A 16,026-nucleotide genomic window follows, 5' to 3' on the forward strand; every position below is an offset into this window, starting at 1 on the left:
GGGATGAGTTCGGTTCCGGCCGTCGTGATCGCCGCGCCCGCGTCGGGGAGCGGAAAGACGACGGTGTCGACCGGACTGATCGGGGCGTTGCGAGCCGCCGGACACCGGGTCGCGCCGTTCAAGGTGGGGCCCGACTACATCGACCCCGGCTACCACGCGGTTGCCGCCGGGGTGGTCGGCCGCAATCTCGATCCGAACCTGGTGGGGACGGACCTCGTCGCGCCGCTGTTCGCGGCGGGGACCGCGGGCGCCGACATCGCCGTGGTGGAGGGGGTGATGGGGCTTTTCGACGGTCGCATCCTGCCCGACGACGGAGGTGGCGATCCGCGGGGTTTCGGCTCGACAGCCCACGTCGCCCAACTGATCGGCGCACCGGTGGTCCTGGTGGTGGACGCGGCCGGACACAGCCAATCGCTCGCCGCCCTGCTGCACGGCTTCGTCGGGTACGACCCGTCGATCCACGTCGCGGGGGTGATCCTGAACCGAGTGGGTTCGGATCGTCACGAGACCGTCCTGCGTCAGGCATGCGCGCGGGCCGGCCTGCCGGTGTTCGGGGTGCTGCGTCGGGATCCGCATCTACAGGTACCGTCGCGCCATCTCGGGCTGATCCCGGCCGCGGAACGCCGCGACGACGCGGTCCGCGCGGTCGCCGCGATGAGCACCACCGTCGGTGCGGCGCTGGATCTCCCGGCGATCGTGACTGCGGCCCGTACCCGCAGGCAAGGGTCGGTCGACGCCTGGTCCGCGGCGGACGCGGTGGCCGGCGGCGCCGCACCTGCTGGCTCGCGCACTCGGCGGCCGATCGTGGCGGTCGCGGGTGGTGCCGCATTCACCTTCGGCTATGCCGAACACAGCGAGTTGCTCGCCGCCGCCGGCGCGGACGTGGTCGGGTTCGACCCGCTGCACGATCCGCTGCCGCCCGACACCGACGCAGTCGTGGTCGGGGGTGGTTTCCCGGAGGAGTACGCCGAGGCGCTGTCGGCGAACGAACCATTGCGCACCGGGCTCGCCGCACACGCCCTCGCAGGCCGTCCCGTGCTTGCCGAATGTGCCGGATTGCTCTATCTGGCAACCGAACTCGATGGCCATCCGATGGCCGGGGTGCTCGACGTGGTCGGACGGTTCGGCCCGGCCCTGACCCTCGGCTACCGCGACGGGGTCGCCGTCGCGGATTCCGTGGCGTTTGTCGCCGGTGAGCGCGTGACCGGACACGAGTTCCACCGGTCCTCCGTCGAGGTCCGTGGCGCGATCACGCCCGCCTGGGCGTGGCGGGATCATCAGGGTGCGCCCGGTTCGCACGGATTCGCGCAGGCATCGGTGCATGCCTCGTATCTTCATGTCCATCCGGCCGGGTATCCGGCCGCCGTGACGAGATTCGTCGCCGCGGCACGGCGCGCCGCCGAGATGGCGGGCTCCGGACGAGACGAGGCGGCGGAGCGGATCGGATGAGTGACCAGGGGGTCGACGAGGCTCTCGACGCCTTGGCCCGACATGGCGTCGACGATCCCGCGGTCCTGCGTGATCTCCTCGAGGCGGTGCTCGTCGTCGGCCAGGGACTCGAACTCGATCAGGCCCTCCAACGGATCGTCGAGGTCGCCTCGGCGGTGGTCGACGCCCGCTATGGGGCTCTCGGTGTGCGCGGACCCGACGGCGGCCTGAGCGCCTTCGTGTACACCGGGATCAGCGAATCTCAGCGTAGGCGGATGGATCACCTCCCGGTCGGCCGCGGGGTGTTGGGTCTGCTCATCGAGCAACCGCAGGTGCTGCGCATTCCGGCGCTGTCGAAACACCCTGCCTCGGTGGGCTTTCCCGACAACCATCCGCCGATGAACACGTTTCTCGGCGCGCCGATCATCGTGCGCGGCTCGGTGTTCGGGAGTATTTATCTGACCGAGAAGCAGTCCGCGCCCGAATTCGGGGAGGTCGATGAGACGCTGGTGGCGGTGCTCGCCGTCGCCGCGGGCATCGCAGTCGACAACGCCCGACTGTTCGAGCGGGCCCGCACCCGGCATCGGTGGATGCAGGTCATCGCCCGCCGTGGCTCGGAGCCGCTGGCCGGCATCGCACTCGATGACACGCTGTCCCGGTTGTGCGACGACGTCGCCGAGCTGACCGACGGTGTCGACGCCTACCTCCTCACCGGCGAGCCCGGCGCTGTCGAGGTGGCCGGACACACTGGGCGGGTCGTGGCCGCGGGGGACATGTCGTTGCCGCCCACGGACATCCACACGGTTCGTTCCGCGACCGATCTGCCGTCCGAACTCGTCCGAGGCGGGGCACAGTGGGCCACCCTGCAGCCGCTGCAGCGAGCGGCCGGAGTTTTCGGCTGGATCGTGATCACCCACCGCGAGCGGCCCCGGTGGGACGGCGAGGACGCGTCGGGACTCGCCGGCGTCGCGGAAGTGGCCTCGCTGGCGGTGGCCTACGCCGAACAGCAGCAGGTCGCCCGCGATCTGGAGGTGCTCGAGGACCGCCATCGCATCGCCCGGGACCTGCACGATCTGGTGATCCAGCGGCTGTTCGCGATCGGGATGTCGGTGCAGACGATGCTGGCCACCGAGACGTCGGCAGACGGGGCGGACACATCGGCGGCGCAGAGTGCCATCACGTCCCGCCTCGAGCAGGTGATCGCCGACCTCGACCGGACCATCGCGCAGATCCGCACTTCCATCTTCGATCTGCAGACGATTCCCGGGCATCACGACACCACCACCTTGCGCCGCCGCGTCCTCGACATCGTGTCCGAACTGGCCGCCCAGGCCCAGATCGCGCCCGGTGTCGCGTTCGCCGGACCGGTGGACACCGTGGTCCCGGAATCGTTGGGCCCGCACATCGACGGGGTCCTGCGCGAGGGACTGTCGAACGCGCTGCGACATGCGCGAGCCCGGCACATCGACGTCTCGGTGCGCGCCGACGACGACGTGCTGTCCGTCGAGATCAGCGATGACGGGGTCGGTATCGGCTCCGACGTGGTCTACCGAGGCCTCGACAATCTGACCCGCCGGGCCGAGGAATGCGGCGGGGTGTTCAGTGTGGTGACGCGACCGGGTGCGGGTACCACGCTGACGTGGTCGGTCCCGCTGACCGGCTAGTCCCCGGGAGTCTGTGCGCGGGTTCTGCGTTCGTGCGCCGTGAGCTCTCGGCACACGAACACAATTGCGGCGCAAGGGAATCACCCGCAGCCCCGCTGATCCTGTGGATGATGGGTCCGGGGTCCGCGTCCTTGCGGTGCACGATGTTTGCCATGAGCGCACCGCATCGGTCCGAAGCACACTACGGCGAGGTGTCACGGACGGCCGGTTGCGCCGCGAGGTCGCAGATGGGCGCGTGGAGCGCGTCTGGCACGGCGTGCCCGCCGCTGCCGAATCCGGTGATGGCACCGCGGCACAGGGGTACCTCACCGAAACCGAACGGTACCGGGAGACCGTGATGGGAGCCGCTCGGCAGGGAACCGAGACGCGGATCCTCAGTCATACCTCGGCGACGGTGATGCATCGTGTGCCGTTGCTCTGGCCCGATCTGTCGAAGGTCCATTTCACGGCGTCGACGACCGGTCGCCGCACCGAACGCGGGATCATCCACCGAGCGCCTCTGCCGGCATCGGAGATCGTCCGGATCGATGGCATGTCTGACATCCCTCGCGCGGACGGTCTGCGGCATCGCCCAGATCAGCGATCACCGGCGGGCCGTCTGTGCACTCGATTCGGGACCGCATGGGTGCGGAGCCGGACGAGATCACCGAGGTGCCTCACGGATGGCACGGCATCGTCCGGCGGGCGGCGCTGCCGCTCGCGGACGGGCGGTCGGAGAGCGTGGGGGAGCCGCTGAGCAGGCCGGCGCTCAGCGGTTGCCCAGAGATTCCCGAGCCCGATCTCCAGGTGCAGGCGGGCATCGAGCTCGATGGCGCAACGACACTGGGGGAGGTGCGGGACAAGCCCGACGCGGCGTCAGATCTTGCCGTCGCGCAGCTTGGTCGCCATCACCGCGACCTGGGTGCGCCGCTGCATGTCGAGCTTCGCGAGGATACGGGACACGTAGTTCTTGATCGTCTTCTCGGCCAGGAACATCCGCTCCGCGATCTGACGATTGGTGAGCCCGTCGCCGATGTGGTTGAACACCTCGCGCTCCTGTGCGGTGAGTTCGGCGAGCGGATCGGCCGCCGAACCCTTGCCGTCCCGCAGCTTGGCGAGGAGCGCGGCCGTGCTGCGGTCGTCGAGCAGGGAACCGCCGTGCCCCACCGTCCGGACGGCCGCGACGAGGTTGTGGCCGAGGATCTGCTTGAGCACGAAGCCGGACGCACCGGCCAGCACCGCCGCGAGCAAGGCGTCGTCGTCGGCGTAACTGGTCAGCATCAGACAGTGCACCGTCGGTTCTTCGGCGCGCACGTCACGGCAGAGTTCCACGCCGTTCCCGTCAGGGAGGCGGACGTCGAGTACCGCGACATCGGGCTTGGTCGCGAGGATGCCGACCTTCGCCTCACCCACCGATGCGGCCTCGCCGACCACTTTCAGATCGTCGGCGGTGCCGAGGAGGTCGCGCAGCCCGCGCCGGACCAGTTCGTGGTCATCGACGAGGTAGACGCGGACCGGCTTGTCCGGCGCGCCGTCCGGTGTGGGATCGGCAGGCATGTTCTCGACGGTACCGCAGGCCCAGACGGCGCGAGGGACATGAGCTTTGACGACTTGAGACCCACTCGATCCGGGACTTTGTGCGACACATGACGACGTCGCCCGCAGGTGCGGAGTCGGTCACCCAAGAATCACGAGCGCGCGCGCCCTGGCCCGTCAGCGGCCACGGGGCTGGTCGAGGTGGCGGCCCGCTGACCGGTGTCAGCCCGCCGGTACCTGCGGAAGAACGTCTGCTCTCCCGTGTTCGCGGAATTCGTCGGCGAGTCGGGCCGCCCGGGCCTCGTCGAACGGGTGGTAGTCGCCGTCGCGGAACTCGAAGATCGGGTCGTCGGTGAACCAGGCCGCACGTCGCAACGCGGGTTTGTCGAGCTTGCGGGTGGCGGTGAGGGGGAGCGCATCGGTCAGTCGCACCAGCGACGGCGTCCACTTGGTGCCGAGATCGGGCTGTGCGGACAGGAATTCGGCGAAGGCCTGTGGATCGAACTCGGCGGCGGGCAACTCAAGCGCGACCATCACCCGGTCTCCGGTGCGCGGATCGGGGATGCCGTAGGCGGCGACGCCTCGCGGGCCGGGGAACCGGGCCACGATCCGCTCGAGCGGTGCGGTGGCGAAGTTCTCGGAGTCGACACGAATCCAGTCACTGGTGCGACCGGCGAACCAGAAGACGCCGTCGCCGTCCCGGTATGCGAGGTCACCGGACCAGTAGTCGCCGTCGCGGATCTTCTCCGCAGTCGCCTCGGGATTGTTGTAATAGCCCTCGAAGCGGGCGCCCCCGCCGCGCGCCACTATCTCGCCGATCGCCTGCTCGGCGTTCGTGATGATCCCGTCCTCATCGAAACTCGCAGGAGGACAGGGTGTTCCGTCGTCATGGAGGATCTCCAGGCCCATCTCAGGTCGGGGAATGCCGAGTGCCCCGGGTGGGGTGTCGGTGTCCCGCAGGATCACACAGACTCCCTCGGAGGAGCCATAGGACTCGATGATCCGGCAGTCGAACCGGCGCGTGAACTCCGCACGGTCGACCGCAGACGCCTCGGTCCCGAAGCCGAGTCGGAGATCAGTGCGCGATTCGTCGGGCGATTCGGGCTGGGCCAGGATGTAGGTCAGCGACCGACCGACATAGTTGAAGAACGTGGCGCCGAAGCGGCGGACGTCCGGGAGGAACCCCGACGCGCTGAATCGGGGGCGGATGGCGAACGTCCCGCCGTAGGCGAGGATGGGTGCCCAGGCGCTCATCAACGCATTGCCGTGGAAGAGTGGCATGGCGTTGTATGCGACGTCGTCGCGGCCGAGGTCGCGGACATTGAGTTCGCCGATCGCTGCGAGGCGCGCGGAGCTGCAGATCACCGCCTTGGGTGCCCCCGTCGACCCCGAGGTGAACAGCAGCAGCAGATCGTGATTGACACCGCGGAAGGCGGGGAAGTCGTCGATGCGGGCCTGTCGATGGTCGCCGATCACAGTGGCGTAGACCGCGGAGTCGGTCTCGAGGGTCTCGACGTCGCCGCAGTCGGGGATCAGCTCGCGGCGCGAGGCGCCGACGAGGATCAGTCCGCAGTCGGTCCGTCGGATGTCGGCGGCGAGTTCGGCGCCGCGTCGGGTCGGATTGATGCCGACCACGGTGACGCCGGCGAGCGCCGCACCACCGATGAGGAACAGATACTCGGGATCGTTGTCCATCAGGACGCCGATGTGCCACGGGCCGGGCCGGGAACCGCGCAGCTCTCTGAGCGCTGCGGCCCGGACCGCCGACTCCGCGACGAACTCATGCCACGTCCATGCGTCCGCACCGGAAAGCAGTGCGATGCCCGGATCGTCGCTGCGGGCGGCGAGTAGGTCGGCGATCGTCTTCGTCGACGGGTCGGTCATCCGGGCACCCCTGTGTGACGTCGGTTACGTGGCGGTGATCGGCAACGTATCACCGTGATCGCGCGGGATCGGTGATCCGGTGCCACCGGCGTCGTGCTGGCGACGGCGAACCACGGTTCGGACGGTAGGCTCGTGGCTCATGTCGGCACCAGCATCCGCAGACGGCTCGTCCGGCGGTCACTACCTCGTCGGCCTCGATCTGACGGGCCGCAAAGTCGTGCTCGTGGGCGGGGGATCGGTGGCGCAGCGGCGACTGCCCAATCTGGTCGCAGCGGGCGCACAGGTGCATGTCGTGGCGATCGACCCGACGCCCGCCGTCGAGTCGACCCCCGGCGTCACCGTGTACCGCCGCGCCTACCAGGAGGACGATCTCGTCGGGGCCTGGTACGTGATGGCGTGCACCGACGATCCCGAGGTCAACGCTCGGGTCGTCGCCGACGCCGAGGCACGTCACACCTTCTGCGTCCGCACCGACGACGCCCGCTTCGGCACGGCCGTCACCCCGGCCTCGGGCCGCCATCGGGACCTCCAGTTCGGGGTGCTCGCCGGCGGTGACCACCGGCAGTCGGCGGCGTTGCGCGCAGCGATCGGACGTGCCCTCGCCGACGGTTCTCTGACCGTCGACGACGACGCGCCCCATCCGCCGGGCGTCGCTCTGGTCGGCGGAGGTCCCGGTGACCCCGACCTGATCACCGTGCGAGGCCAGAAGCTCCTGCAGGCGGCCGATGTGGTGGTCGCCGATCGCCTCGCACCAGCCCAACTGCTCGCCGAGTTGGGACCACAGGTCGAGGTCGTCGACGCCGCGAAGGTGCCCTACGGACGGGCCATGAAACAGGAGGCCATCAACGCCGTCCTGGTGGATCGCGCCAAGGCCGGGAAGTTCGTCGTCCGGCTCAAGGGCGGTGACCCGTATGTCTACGGCCGCGGTTTCGAAGAGGTCCAGGCGTGCGTCGAGGCCGGGATCCCGGTGACTGTCGTCCCCGGGATCAGCAGTCCGATCGCCGTACCCGCGTCGGCGGGGATCCCGGTCACCCATCGCGGTGTCACGCATGAGGTGGTGATCGCGTCGGGGCACGTCCCGCCCGGCCACCCGGATTCGCTGATCGATTGGTCGGCCGTCGCGCGACTGCGGGGGACTCTGGTGCTGATGATGGCGGTGGAGCGGGTCGATGTGTTCGCCGATGCGCTGCTCGCCGGCGGAAAGCCGGCGCACACGCCCGTCGCGATGATCGAGAACGGCTCCTTGCCTACGCAGCGCGTGCTGCGAACCGACCTCGCCAATGCGGCGGCAACCGCCCGGGGACAGGACCTGCGGCCCCCGGCGATCGTGGTGATCGGCGACGTGGCCGGGTTCACCGAAGCCGCATCCTGACGCCCCCTCCGACCTGGACGTCTGATCAGGACGTCCGACCCTGCGACGATGCCCGTCAACGGGCCAATGGCGATTGGCATATTCCACTCCGGGGGCGGTAGCGTCGGGCTTTATGTCCGCACCGGAAACGTCGAGCCCCGGGCACACGGCCGTGCCGGAATACCGCAACGTCTTCGGACCCGCGATCATCGTCCTGAGCGGGATGCAGCTGCTCATGGTGCTCGACGGCACCGTCGCGGCACTGGCGCTGCCGCGGATCCGCGACGGCCTGCAACTCTCCGAATCCGGCGCCAACTGGATCATCAGCAGTTACGTGCTCGCCTTCGGCGGACTGATGCTGCTGGGCGGTCGGCTCGGCGACACCTTCGGTCGCAAGCGCATGTTCATCGTCGGCGTCGTCGCGTTCACCGCGACGTCGTTGTTGTGCGGTCTCGCATGGAACGAGACGAGCCTGATCATCGGTCGCGCGCTGCAGGGCGCGTCGGCCGCCGTCGCCGCACCGACGGCGATGGCACTCGTCGCGACGACGTTCGCCCCGGGCAAGGCCCGTAGCCAGGCGTTTGCGATCTACGCCGCCATGACGGGCGTCGGGTCGGTCGCCGGGCTCATCCTCGGAGGTGTTCTCACCCAGGTGTCGTGGCGCCTGGTGTTCCTGATCAACGTGCCGATCGGGGTGATCGTCGCCGTCGGCGCGATCGCTGTCCTCCGCGAGTCGCAGGGCGAGCGGCTCTCGCTGGATGTGCCGGGCGCGATACTCGCAACCCTCGGGTGCTCGTTGCTGGTGCTGGCGGTCAACGAGGGGCCGAGCGGTTGGGCTCGCCCGGTCGTGGTCGGCTCGTTCATCCTGGGGGCGCTCGCGCTGATCGCCTTCGTCTTCGTCGAGCGGCGGGCGAGCAACCCGATCCTTCCGTTCGTCATCTTCGAGAACCGCAATCGCGTCGCCGCGTTGGCGTCGATCTTCCTGGCCAGCATGATCATGATGTGCATGGCGGTGTTCATCTCGCTGTACCTCCAGGGCATCCTCAAGTACTCGCCGATCCAGAGCGGGCTGGCCGTCGTGCCGTTCGCCTTCGGGCTCGGTGTGGCGGCTGCGATCGCCTCCAAGCTGGCCCTGATGATCCAGCCACGCTGGCTGGTGCTGCTCGGCGGTGCGATCATCCTCGCCGGTTGCCTCTACGCCTCGTCGATCGCCACGGCGACCCCCGGATACTTCCCGAGCATCGCGCTCCCCGTGGTCGTCATCGGCTTCGGCGTCGGCTTCGCCGTCATACCGCTCACGCTGTCGGTGGTCGCCGGGGTCGGGCCGATGGAGATCGGTCCGCTCACCGCGCTCGCGCAGGTCGCGCAGAATCTGGGCGGAGCCATCGGACTGGTCGCCGTCGGTGCGGCGGTCACCTCACGGGCCTTGTCGGAGGGCGGCACCACGCGTCCGGTCGAGGACATGAACCCGACCGAACTGGCCGCCCAGGCGAGTGGCTACGGGTTAGCGTTCGCGTGCTGTGCCGGCATCGCGGTGCTGGCGGCCGTCGTCGTGATGTTCATGCGGTTCACGCCGGAAGAGGTCGCGGAGGGACAGGCCGCGCAAGAAGCGGCCAACGCGTCGCTCGACGTCGACCCCGAACATCCCTGAGCGGATCTGACCGGTGACTTTCCTCGCCGCGGCGGGTCTACGTCTCCATGAGAACCAAGAATCTGGCCGACCTGTACCAGCTCCCCACGCTCGACTGGGACCTGATAGCCGCTCGCCTCGACGACGGGGTGTCACAGGCACCGGGGACCGGCGGACCTGACCGGCACACCTGGTGGCTGGCGACCATCGACGCCGACGGCCGCCCGCACATCGCCGGTGTCGGAGCGCTGTGGCACGACGGCGCGCTGTGGTTCCAGACGGGCGCCGAGACCAGGAAGGGGCGCAACGTCGCCCGTGACCCGCGATGCACGATGTCGCTCGCGATGGACGACTACGACCTCGTCGTCGAGGGAGATGCGCGTCGGGTCACCGACCCCGACGTCGTGGCCGAGCTCGCCGAGCAGTGGGCGGTCGAGTGGCCGTGTCGGGTCGACGACGGCGGCGTCGCGCTCACCGCCGACTTCAGCGCCCCGTCCGCGGGCCCGCCGCCCTGGTACGTCTATCGCGTCACGCCGAGCGCGGCCACCGCGCTGCTGACGGTGGACCCGGGCGGTGCCACCCGCTTCACCTTCGACTGAGCGCGGCGCTCAGTCGGTGACGACGACGATCGTGTCGTCCGAGGCGATCTCGGTGCGCTGACCGGCATCGGCAAGCACGGCGGCCAGCGCGTTGACGTCCCGTACGTTCCGTCGGGTCCGCACCAACTCGCGCGCCATCAGGCCCTTGTAGTGCTTGTTGAAGTGACTGACCACTTTTCGACTGCCGTCGGCGGCCTCGGTGACCACCGTCGCCGTGACCGCGCCCCGGATCGGGCCGAGCTGCTGATAGACGCCCGATCGTAGATCGACGACGAAATCGTCGACCGTCCCGAGGCTGTCGGACAGATCGGGTTTCCACACGGACGCCAGCGTCGGCAACCCGGGGAGCTTCGATCCGCCCGACAACCGATACGCCGGGATCATGTCCGGAGCGCGAACCACACCGAACAACGCCGACCCCACGGCCAGACGTTCGGCGGCCTTGGACCTGCCGGCACGGGTGAGCGAGCCGTGGTCGAGCGCGTCGTAGAGAACTCCCGTATAGCGCTCGATCGCGGGGCGGGTGGGTGCGAGCCAGAGATCGGCGTTGCGATCGATCTCGCCGAGCTGGGCGCGACCGAGGCCGAGCGCCTCTCGGCTGGCGTCGAGATCGCTCGCGAGATCGACGATCGCCTCGGCGATGCGCTTGCGGATCGGGTTCAGCTCGGGGAACGAGAGGGTGTCCAGGTCGAGTGGGGCGCCTCGCCCGCCGTCGGATTTGGTCTCGGAGGGAGGCAGGATGACGAGCACTGCAACACCATAACGGTGGGGAATGACGGGGTCGGGGACCGTCCCATACCGCGGGGCCGTGGGCGGAGGCTCCCGACTAAGGTGAACCCCGTGATCACACGGATGTCGACCCTGTTCCTGCGTACTCTCCGCGACGATCCGGCCGACGCCGAGGTGCCCAGCCACAAGCTGTTGGTCCGGGCGGGTTACGTGCGCCGTACCGCCCCCGGCGTCTACAGCTGGCTGCCGCTGGGCCTGCGCGTCCTCAAGGCCGTCGAGAACGTCGTCCGGGAGGAGATGGCCGCGATCGGCGGGCAGGAGATCCTCCTGCCTGCGCTGCTGCCGCGTGACCCCTACGAGTCGACCGGCAGGTGGACCGAGTACGGCGACAGCCTGTTTCGGCTCAAGGACCGCAAAGGTGCGGACATGTTGCTCGGCCCGACGCACGAGGAGTTGTTCACCCAACTCGTGAAGGGCGAGTACTCCTCGTACAAGGATCTGCCGGTGATCCTCTACCAGATCCAGACCAAATACCGCGACGAGGAGCGGCCCCGGGCGGGCATCCTGCGCGGCCGTGAGTTCGTCATGAAGGATGCCTACTCCTTCGACCTCGACGACGACGGGCTCAAGACGTCCTACAACGCGCACCGCGAGGCGTATCAGAAGATCTTCCGGCGCCTGGACGTCAGTTATGTGATCGTCGCCGCGACGTCGGGGGCGATGGGGGGCAGCGCGTCTGAGGAGTTCCTCGCGGAGAGCGAGGTCGGCGAGGACACGTTCGTGCGGTGTCTCGACTCGGGTTATGCGGCGAACGTGGAAGCGGTGATCACACCCGCGCCAGCACCGATCCCGTTCGAGGGGCTCCCCGAGGCCACGGTGCACGACACGCCGGACACCCCGACCATCGAGACCCTGGTGCAGTGGGCGAACACCACCTTCGAGCACACCTACGGCGGTTACGACACGTTGAAGAACGTGATGGTGAAGATCCGTCAGCCGGGTGGCGACTGGGAGATCACCGGTATCGGTGTCCCCGGCGACCGCGAGGTCGACATGAAGCGGCTCGAGGCCGCCGTCGAACCGGCCGAGGTGGAGTTGCTGACCGACGAGGACTTCGCCGCGAACCCGTTCCTGGTCAAGGGGTACATCGGCCCGAAGGGGTTGGCGGCCAACGGGATCAAGTTTCTGGTGGATCCGCGCGTGGTGGACGGTACGTCGTGGATCACCGGTGCCGACGAATCGGGGAGGCACTACGTCGGTCTGGTGGCCGGTCGGGACTTCACCCCCGACGGCACCGTCGAGGCGGCGGAGGTGCGCGACGGCGACCCGTCCCCGGACGGCAAGGGCTCGCTCGTCGCCGCCAAGGGCATCGAGATCGGCCACATCTTCCAGCTGGGCCAGAAGTACACCAACGCCTTCGAGGTGGACGTCCTCGGCGAGAGTGGCAAGCCGGTGCGTCTCACCATGGGCTCCTATGGCGTCGGCGTCTCACGACTGGTCGCGGTGATCGCCGAACAGTGTCATGACGAGAAGGGGCTGCGGTGGCCGCGTTCGGTCGCGCCGTTCGCGGTGCACCTTGTCATCGCGAACAAGGACGATGCCGCGATCACCGGCGCGCACGAATTGGCCGCGGATCTCGACGCGGCCGGATTGTCGGTGTTGCTCGACGATCGCAAGGCCTCGCCCGGCGTGAAGTTCAAGGACGCCGAACTGCTCGGGATGCCCGTCGTCGTGGTGGTGGGTCGCGGATATGCCAACGGCACCATCGAGATCCGCGACCGTTTCACCGGCGAGACCTCCGAGGTCGCCGTCGCGGACGCCGTCGCGCAGGTGACTGAGGCCGCCCGCAGCTGAGGCCGGTTTCCGCTTCTGCTGAGCGGTGCTGTCGACGCGATGACGGTTGCTGTCGGCGGGATTCGCGTAGCTGCCGGTGGGCGGGGCGGGCTTCAGCCGGGTCGGCCCGGAAAGGCGACCGTCGCCGGCGAGATCCGCACTGCGACTCGCCAGGTGCCTGCGCGGACCGATGAGTCGCTGAGGCCGTCGAGCCCCAGCCGGCGGGCGGCGCCGTCCTCGGCACGCTCCAGGACGGACCGATACGCGACCGTGCAGTCCACCTCGGCGGCGAGGAGTGCCTTCACCGCGGTGACCGAATCGTCGACGGTCAGCGGCAGCGTGTAGCCGGCGGCCGACTCCGGAGCCGTGGTCTTGGCCGCGTTGAGCGCGGCCACGAGTTCATCCCGACGGGCCCGGTGGGCCGCGGCGTACTCGGCGACGGTGTCGCGCCGGGCGGCGGACACGAAGGCCGTGGACACGCCGTAGGTGAAGATCGCCGCATTCTCCGCGTCGACGGCCGCGGCCAGGGCATCGGTGGTCGCCGTCATGCGAGTTGTACCTCCACCATGCTCGTCACCGACGCGCTCACGCTGCCGGCGAGCCCTGCCGAATATCCGCTCAGGTCGACGCTCGCGTCGGCGGCCGTCCGCGCCGACCGGGCCAACTGCGCACGAAGGGCGTCGATGGTGTTCGCGGTCGGGGCCGGTGCCGGGGACGGCGAACTGTTCGGGGGTGTCGATGTGGGCGCCGACGACGGCGTCGCCGCGCCGGGTACCGAGATCCGCCCGGCGGTCTGCTCATCGAGGCGCGCGACCTCCTCACGGAGCGCCTTGGCGTGTTCACCCCGCTGCTCGGCGACCACGCCGAGCGCATTCGCGTACGCCGGTGTCCGAGGCGCCAGTGCCTGCGCGGAGGCCTGATCGGCGAATGCCGCATCAGCGAGTGGCACAAGTGCGGCCGCCGCGATCTGTTCGGGAGACGGCCCGCTGTCGCAGGCCGCCACCGTTGCCGCAGCGACGGTTCCGACCGTGACGGCGAGGCCGCCGCGCAGAACCGCGCGGCGCGTCAGGGGTGAGGTCACGCGACACATGATGCCAGTTGCTGCGGCCGTGGCCCGGACGGACGCGGGGGTCATGTCCGACGGGTCCGGGGTCGGCGCCCCGGCCGATCCGCATCCACTAGGATGATTGCGTCTCACCGGTCGAGTGGCCGCCCAGCGGCGCCCCCGGGAGTGCCGTCGGGACAACTGAAGACGAGGAGCGCCCGTGCCGATCACCGCCGAACAGGTGAGCCGACTCGTCGAACCAGTCGTCTCCGGTCGAGGATTCGATCTCGAGGACGTCGTCGTCACCGGGGTGGCCGATCGCACCGAGCTCACCGTCGTGGTCGACCGCGACGGTGGCGGTGATCTCGATGTCCTCGCCGACCTGAGTCGCGAACTCTCCGATCTCCTCGACAGCGCGCCGTCGATCGGCGACGCCGCCTACACCCTCGAGGTCACCTCGCCGGGCGTGGACCGTCCGCTGACCGCCGCGCGGCACTGGCAGCGGGCGCGCGGTCGCAAGGTCGCGGTCGAGATCGCCGCCGACGACGACGCGTCGCCGCGTCGCGTCACCGGTCGCGCCGGTCCCGTCGACGACGGCCGGGTACTTCTCGTGGTCAACGAACGTGGGCGACTCCGCACCGAGACGGTCGAGCTCGACTCGGTGACCACCGCCGTCGTGCAGGTCGATTTCGGACAGCCGAGCGCCACCGAACTGCAGATGTGCGGGCTCGATCCCGACGAGATCCGCCGCAGACGGTCCTGAGCCGACCGGACACGCCGGGAGTTCCGGTTCCACGATCGAGCAGGATCTGCGCACAATCGAAACGGACAAATGAATACGAAGCGACAAATGAATAGGAGCTCAAATCCATGAACATCGACATCAACGCGCTCCGCATGATCGAGGCGGACAAGGGTATCTCGATCGACACGGTCATCACCGCGATCGAGACCGCGCTGTTGACCGCGTACCGCCACACCGACGGGTTCGCGCCGCACGCCCGCATCGACGTCAACCGCAAGACCGGCGCGGTGCGGGTGATGGCGCAGGAACTCGACGACACCGGCGAGGTCGTGCACGAGTGGGACGACACCCCGGAGGGATTCGGCCGGATCGCGGCCACCACGGCCCGCCAGGTCATCCTGCAACGACTGCGTGACGCGGAGAACGAGAAGAACTTCGGCGACTTCGTCACCCACGAGGGCGAGATCGTCGGTGGCGTGGTCCAGCAGGACGCCCGTGCGAACGCCCGCGGGATGATCGTCGTGGCCATCGGCAGCGACGCCAACACCGCCGAAGGGGTGATCCCGCCCGCCGAGCAGGTGCCCGGCGAGACCTACACCCACGGTGACCGCATCAAGTGCTACGTCGTCGGGGTGTCCCGGGGACCGCGGGGCCCGCAGATCACCCTCTCGCGTACCCACCCGAACCTCGTCCGCAAGTTGTTCTCGCTCGAGGTACCCGAGATCGAGGACGGGTCGGTCGAGATCGTCGCGGTGGCTCGCGAGGCGGGACACCGCTCCAAGATCGCCGTGCACACCGGGGTCAGCGGCCTCAATGCGAAAGGTGCCTGCATCGGTCCGATGGGTCAGCGCGTCCGCAACGTGATGAGCGAGCTCGCCGGCGAGAAGATCGACATCATCGACTACGACACGGAACCCGGGGCGTTCGTCGGGAATGCACTCTCACCCGCGAAGGTTGTCTCGGTCGAGGTGATCGACCTCGCGGCCAAGGCGGCCCGGGTGGTGGTGCCGGATTATCAGCTGTCGCTGGCCATCGGCAAGGAAGGCCAGAACGCGCGGCTGGCCGCACGCCTGACGGGTTGGCGGATCGACATCCGGTCGGATGCCGATCCCGCGCCGCCGGCAGCTGACGGGCCCTCTTCCGACGTCCCGCACACCAACTGAGCAGCCGGTTGCCGGAGATGCGCAGGGGCGCGCTAGACTGATCGATGGTTCAGCGAACTCTCCCGACACCGGTCGAGGACGGGGCCGCGCGAGATGGTTCGGCCATCCGCGGGCCTGTCCGCACATGTGTCGGATGTCGGCAACGTGCCGAGGCAACGGCTCTGGTCCGGATTGTCGCCCGTCGGGGTGACGGTCCGCCGGTGACGGTGGTCGATCTCGCGAAGACCATGCCGGGACGGGGTGCTTGGTTGCACCCGCGACGGGACTGTCTGTCCGCCGCGGTGCGACGCAAGGCATTTCCCTCGGCACTTCGGGCGCCCGGTCTGACCGTGGCACCCGACGACCTCGCCGAAGCAATCGGTGGGATCACCGAAGTAGATGGCCTCAACGGCCGGAACAGGTAGCAGAAGACATGAGCACACCGTGAAGTACCCACGATG

Annotated in this window: 15 protein-coding genes; 9 read left to right on the forward strand and 6 right to left on the reverse strand. The window is 69.1% G+C overall.

All coding sequences use genetic code 11. The features are described 5' to 3' along the window. Window positions 1-3 precede the first annotated feature (3 nt). Both ACPXCG_RS19315 and ACPXCG_RS19320 read left to right on the forward strand, forming a co-directional pair. On the forward strand, window positions 4-1,449 hold the full coding sequence (locus tag ACPXCG_RS19315) for a cobyrinate a,c-diamide synthase (protein WP_425793718.1): 1,446 nt from the start codon (window positions 4-6) through the stop codon (window positions 1,447-1,449). Then, the gene (locus ACPXCG_RS19320) at window positions 1,446-3,092 is read left to right on the forward strand and encodes a GAF domain-containing protein (RefSeq protein ID WP_425793719.1); all 1,647 of its coding nucleotides are present in this window, start codon (window positions 1,446-1,448) and stop codon (window positions 3,090-3,092) included. Before ACPXCG_RS19315 ends, ACPXCG_RS19320 begins: the two co-directional genes overlap by 4 nt. Window positions 3,093-3,273: 181 nt before the next feature. Here ACPXCG_RS19320 and ACPXCG_RS19325 read toward each other — a convergent pair whose 3' ends face one another. From ACPXCG_RS19325 to ACPXCG_RS19335, 3 genes are all read right to left on the reverse strand, one after another. Next, window positions 3,274-3,474, reverse strand: coding sequence for a hypothetical protein (locus ACPXCG_RS19325; protein ID WP_425793721.1), 201 nt, complete (start codon window positions 3,472-3,474; stop codon window positions 3,274-3,276). 473 nt (window positions 3,475-3,947) lie between these two features. Next, the gene (locus ACPXCG_RS19330) at window positions 3,948-4,628 is read right to left on the reverse strand and encodes a response regulator (RefSeq protein ID WP_425793722.1); all 681 of its coding nucleotides are present in this window, start codon (window positions 4,626-4,628) and stop codon (window positions 3,948-3,950) included. Window positions 4,629-4,829: 201 nt separating this feature from the next. Further along, window positions 4,830-6,491 (reverse strand): AMP-binding protein, encoded by a 1,662-nt coding sequence (locus tag ACPXCG_RS19335; RefSeq protein WP_425793723.1) that lies wholly within the window; start codon window positions 6,489-6,491, stop codon window positions 4,830-4,832. Window positions 6,492-6,630: 139 nt separating this feature from the next. On the opposite strand from ACPXCG_RS19335, the gene cobA reads away from it, so the two are divergent. The 3 genes from cobA (at window position 6,631) to ACPXCG_RS19350 (ending at window position 10,071) form a co-directional block, all read left to right on the forward strand. Continuing rightward, a complete protein-coding gene (cobA, locus tag ACPXCG_RS19340) occupies window positions 6,631-7,863 on the forward strand; it encodes a uroporphyrinogen-III C-methyltransferase (RefSeq protein WP_425793724.1) in 1,233 nt (410 codons plus the stop codon). A 112-nt stretch (window positions 7,864-7,975) separates the two neighbouring features. Then, window positions 7,976-9,493 carry a DHA2 family efflux MFS transporter permease subunit gene (locus ACPXCG_RS19345; protein ID WP_425793725.1) on the forward strand — a complete coding sequence of 506 codons (1,518 nt, stop codon included), beginning with the start codon at window positions 7,976-7,978 and terminating at the stop codon, window positions 9,491-9,493. Between the two features lie 47 nt (window positions 9,494-9,540). After that, window positions 9,541-10,071, forward strand: coding sequence for a pyridoxamine 5'-phosphate oxidase family protein (locus tag ACPXCG_RS19350; protein ID WP_425793726.1), 531 nt, complete (start codon window positions 9,541-9,543; stop codon window positions 10,069-10,071). Window positions 10,072-10,080: 9 nt separating this feature from the next. Here ACPXCG_RS19350 and yaaA read toward each other — a convergent pair whose 3' ends face one another. Then, entirely contained in the window at window positions 10,081-10,821 is a 741-nt protein-coding gene (gene yaaA, locus ACPXCG_RS19355; protein ID WP_425793727.1) for a peroxide stress protein YaaA, read from the reverse strand. Window positions 10,822-10,923: 102 nt separating this feature from the next. Between yaaA and ACPXCG_RS19360 the strand changes: the two genes are divergently transcribed. Continuing rightward, entirely contained in the window at window positions 10,924-12,654 is a 1,731-nt protein-coding gene (locus tag ACPXCG_RS19360; RefSeq protein ID WP_425794003.1) for a proline--tRNA ligase, read from the forward strand. Between the two features lie 92 nt (window positions 12,655-12,746). Here ACPXCG_RS19360 and ACPXCG_RS19365 read toward each other — a convergent pair whose 3' ends face one another. Then, window positions 12,747-13,181, reverse strand: coding sequence for a ferritin-like domain-containing protein (locus ACPXCG_RS19365; protein WP_425793728.1), 435 nt, complete (start codon window positions 13,179-13,181; stop codon window positions 12,747-12,749). Beyond that, the gene (locus tag ACPXCG_RS19370; RefSeq protein ID WP_425794004.1) at window positions 13,178-13,723 is read right to left on the reverse strand and encodes a hypothetical protein; all 546 of its coding nucleotides are present in this window, start codon (window positions 13,721-13,723) and stop codon (window positions 13,178-13,180) included. Before ACPXCG_RS19370 ends, ACPXCG_RS19365 begins: the two co-directional genes overlap by 4 nt. 175 nt (window positions 13,724-13,898) lie before the next feature. On the opposite strand from ACPXCG_RS19370, the gene rimP reads away from it, so the two are divergent. The 3 genes from rimP (at window position 13,899) to ACPXCG_RS19385 (ending at window position 15,990) form a co-directional block, all read left to right on the forward strand. Further along, complete coding sequence (gene rimP, locus ACPXCG_RS19375) at window positions 13,899-14,441, forward strand: ribosome maturation factor RimP (RefSeq protein ID WP_425793729.1); 543 nt, start codon at window positions 13,899-13,901, stop codon at window positions 14,439-14,441. Between the two features lie 107 nt (window positions 14,442-14,548). Beyond that, a complete protein-coding gene (gene nusA / locus ACPXCG_RS19380; protein ID WP_425793730.1) occupies window positions 14,549-15,586 on the forward strand; it encodes a transcription termination factor NusA in 1,038 nt (345 codons plus the stop codon). 44 nt (window positions 15,587-15,630) lie between these two features. After that, on the forward strand, window positions 15,631-15,990 hold the full coding sequence (locus ACPXCG_RS19385) for a YlxR family protein (protein WP_425793731.1): 360 nt from the start codon (window positions 15,631-15,633) through the stop codon (window positions 15,988-15,990). Window positions 15,991-16,026: the final 36 nt, after the last annotated feature.

Source organism: Gordonia sp. DT218 (genome assembly GCF_049847105.1).
Lineage (GTDB): Bacteria > Actinomycetota > Actinomycetes > Mycobacteriales > Mycobacteriaceae > Gordonia.